General features: G+C 67.2%; 2 protein-coding genes and 1 pseudogene. 1 reads left to right on the top strand and 2 read right to left on the bottom strand.

The window, feature by feature from the left end; all coding sequences use genetic code 11:
- Positions 1 to 324: 324 nt before the first annotated feature.
- A complete protein-coding gene (locus ACIQMX_RS42370) occupies positions 325 to 1,074 on the top strand; it encodes a class I SAM-dependent methyltransferase (protein WP_402487045.1) in 750 nt (249 codons plus the stop codon).
- A 66-nt stretch (positions 1,075 to 1,140) separates the two neighbouring features.
- On the opposite strand, the pseudogene ACIQMX_RS42365 reads toward ACIQMX_RS42370, so the two are convergent.
- Positions 1,141 to 2,144: pseudogene (locus tag ACIQMX_RS42365) on the bottom strand (IS5 family transposase).
- Between the two features lie 73 nt (positions 2,145 to 2,217).
- The gene (locus ACIQMX_RS42360) at positions 2,218 to 3,108 is read right to left on the bottom strand and encodes a GNAT family N-acetyltransferase (RefSeq protein ID WP_402487043.1); all 891 of its coding nucleotides are present in this window, start codon (positions 3,106 to 3,108) and stop codon (positions 2,218 to 2,220) included.
- Between the last annotated feature and the right edge of the window lie 606 nt (positions 3,109 to 3,714).

The following is a 3,714-nucleotide window of genomic DNA, read 5'->3' as shown; positions in this document are numbered from 1 at the left end:
CTGCCCACGCCCTGACCTCACCGAGTTCCCCACCCATATTCGGATCAACGACTGCCCTGGCCACCAGTCACACCAAACGCCGTTGCAGTACTAGGGCGCGTATCGAGTCGTGATCAATGTGACTTTTTGAGTCCGCGCCGAGGTGTCCGCCAGCGTGGGAGACGGGCACGTCACGTCATGGGCATGGCCGGAACGTAGAGCAGCGCGGGTGCTTCTCGGGGTGCCGTTGTTGGGTCGAGTCGGAGCCCGCAGTGGCGCGCCCTCATCTCGGCTGTGGGGAAAGTGCGTTGACGTTCTTCGGACGGTGGTCGATCATCGCTGCTTATGCTTCAAAGTGAGATTTGGGATGACCAGGCCGCTCAGAGCTATGACACCCCTGGGACTGGCATGTTCGCATCGGAGGTGTTGGGGCCGACGGTGGACCGCCTGGCGGAGCTCACCGGGGGTGGGAGGGCGCTGGAGTTCGCCATCGGGACCGGGCGGGTGGCACTGCCGCTCGCGGAGCGCGGCGTCCCGGTCAGTGGCATCGAGCTGTCGAAGCCGATGGTCGATCAGCTCCGTACCCAAGCGGACGAGGCGGCCATTCCGGTCGTCGTCGGCGACATGGCCGCTGCGCGAGTCCCGGGCGAGTTCCAGCTCGTCTACCTCGTCTACAACGGCATCTCGGTCCTGCTCACGCAGGCTGAGCAGGTTGCCTGTTTCCGAAATGCCGCACGCCACCTCGCGCCGGGTGGGCGGTTCGTCATCGAGCTGTGGGTCCCCGAGCTTCGCAAGTTGCCGCCAGGTCAGCAGGGCGTGGTCTTCGGGTCGGCGCCGGGCTATATCGGGCTCGACACCTACGATGTTCTGCGCCAGCAGGTCGTCTCGCACCACTTCGGGTTCGACGCCGAAGGTGGCCGTGAGGCCAGCCTGTTTCGCAGCCCACACCGATACATCTGGCCGGCTGAACTCGACCTGATGGCCGAGCTGGCCGGAATGACGCTGGAGTCCAGGCACGCAGACTGGACGGGAGCGGAATTCACCGCGGAGTCGCGCTCCCACGTCTCCGTCTACAGGACGGCCGGCCCGCTCTGACCGGGCAAGTCTCCGACGCCAGCGAGTCGTGACTGTCAGGTCACCCGCGTGTATCGAGCTGCACACTCACTGGGTGGTACGGGTGAGGTCTTTGATCCAGATCATTGAAGCGCGCAGGTGCAGGCCGGCGAGGTAGCTGCCGGGTGTCTTGTCATACCGGGTTGCGATGCCCCGCCAGGCTTTGAGCTTGTTGATCAGGCGTTCGATGGTGTTCCTCTCTTTGTAGAGGTCGGCATCGTGGCCGACGGGTCGACCGCCTCTGGAGCCCCTCTTCTTACGGTTGGCTGCTTGGTCCCTCTTCTCCGGAATGACCGCCTTGATGCCGCGTTGCCGCAGGTGGGCCCGGTTGCCGCGCGACGAGTAGGCCCTGTCCCCGGCGACCGCGTCCGGCCGGGTCAGGGGGCGGCCGAGGGGCACGCGGACCCTTATCTTCCCCAACACGGGGATGAACTGCGGGCTGTCCGCGGCCTGCCCCTCGGTCAGGACGAAAGCCAGCGGGCGACACTTGCGGTCGGCAGCGAGGTGGACCTTGCTGGTCTGCCCACCCCTGGAGCGTCCCAGGAGGGCGGCCTTGAGCCGGAGCTTGCGCCGCCACCGGATCCGCCGTCGCTCCTTCCGCTCAGGATCGATTTCGACTGCCTGCCCGTTTTGTTCTTCGAGGCCGCCCCCTTTGACCGGGCCTTCTCCTCCTGGGTGGCAACCTCCTCCAGTGCGGTGAGGACGTCCTCGTCCAGGTGCATCCCGGCAGCGTCGTGGTGAGCCCGCGCAGTGGTGGAGTCGATGCTGACCAGCGACAGGTCCACCTCGCCCCGCTTCGCTGCTTCGGCGATCAGCCCCTCCAACAGGGCCTCGAAAACTCCCGCGTCCCGCCACTGGCGGAAGCGGTTGGAGACGGTCGACCAGGCACCGAACTCCTGCGGCATTTCACGCCACTGCCCGCCCGTCTTGAATCGCCAGATCACGCCCTCGAACTGCTGCCGCAGTCGCTCGGGATACGGACCGTACTCACCGACCGGCAGATACGGCCCGATGAACTCCCACTCATCATCGGTCAGTTGCACTCGCGTCACGCAAGACGATCTACCTGATCACGCCTCGCAGCGAGGCCGGATCCCGCAGATTGATCATGACTCGATACGCGCCCTAGTCCATCGGTGCGGTGAAGATGAGCCGGGTTTCCGTGGTGCGGTATCCGGCGCGGGTGAACGCCGCTGCCATCGGCTGGTTGCCGAGGTCGGTCGTGGCGGTGATGCGTTCGGCACCGTCCGCGGCCTGGAAGCGGGTCATGGCCGCGAGGATCTCGGACACGTAGCCGCGACCGCGCAGTTCGGGGACGACGCCGAGATAGCCGACGTTGCGGTTGTACGGGGTGGCCGACGGGATCGCGAGGCCGGCCAGGGCGCCGTCCGGGGTGTGCGCGAGTCGCCACCATTCCCGCTTGCCGGGCCGGTCGAGGTAGAACTGCAGGCTCTCGCGTGCGGTGGCCTCACGGCCATTGGCCGCCTCGCCCTCCAGGGTGTGGGCGTCGAGTGTGCCCTCCGCCACGCGCAGCATCGCGGCGAGGAAGACGTCGTCGTCGGGTTCCGGGGAGAACACCAGTCGCTCGGGTTCGGCGGGCAGCGGCACTTCGGGTGTCCACTCGAACTGCAGGCGCTCCACCTCGACGGTCAGCCCGGCCCTGCGGGCGGCTTCCTGGCGCCAGGCCACGGCGGTGACGTGTTCAGGATCGTCCCGCCATGCGCCGGGCAGGCGCATGAGGTTGTACAGCGGTGGGGCCTCGGCGCCCGCTTCGCGGAAGGCTTGATGTCCCGCGTCCAGAAGTGCGGCACCCAGTGCGGCTCTTTCGGCAGTGGGGACGTCGTCGGCCATCGCGAGGCAGTCGAGTGCGATCGGATGGGTGCTGTCGCTCTGCCCCCACCACAGGGCACGCGCCAGAACCCGGCCGTCCGGGCTCCATGCGGCCCAGGTCCACTCCGGGCGGTACTGCTGTTGGGCGGCCTCTGCCCGGTAGGCGTCGGCGGACAGGCGCCACACGGGTTCGCGAGAGGTGAGGGCAAGGACTCGATCGAGTTCCGAACCGGGGCCCGAGATGGCGGACAGGCGAGGAGCTTCACTGCTGGGAGAGGTCATCACACGCTTTCAGGCGGGAGGGCAGCGGTTCGCCACGCGCTGACGGGACTATGGATGTGCGAAATGGCGAAGGGCTGTTCGACGTCGCCGGTTATGTGCCATGGCAGACGCGTTACGTTTTCGGCCACGGGTGATCTTGCCAAACGCATACGGGCAGGGCAATGGCGATGGCTCTGTGACGGGCCGTCCAACCGGTGTGGGGGCAGGGCAGTACGCCAGGGCAGGGACCGGCGAGGCCCCAGCAGGGTGGACTTGAGACGTCGGACGCCTCGGCCAACGGTGCTGGGGCCCTTGTTCCCCGGGGCAGCCCGGGACGGTACGGGTGCGGGAAGGAGCGGTCGGCGCCCTGCGTGGCGAAGGGCTGCGTCGCACGTACGAGCAGCTCACCTTCCGTCGTCAGCCAGCGTGTGCGCGACTAGCTTGATCTTTAACCTCAGGGCCCGAACGAGTCCTCGTACTTGATCACTCGGACTGGTAACTGCGGTACATGCGGGCGGCCTTCGGCTGAGC

Origin of the sequence: Streptomyces sp. NPDC091416 (assembly GCF_044756845.1) — a bacterium.
Lineage (GTDB): Bacteria > Actinomycetota > Actinomycetes > Streptomycetales > Streptomycetaceae > Streptomyces.
The sequence above is the reverse complement of the archived record's forward strand: the minus strand, read 5'-3'. Positions and strand labels throughout refer to the sequence as shown.

Coding starts and splice junctions, on each gene's coding strand:
- ACIQMX_RS42370 (WP_402487045.1), top strand. CDS start 325: ATGCTTCAAAGTGAGATTTGGGATGACCAGGCCGCTCAGAGCTATGAC.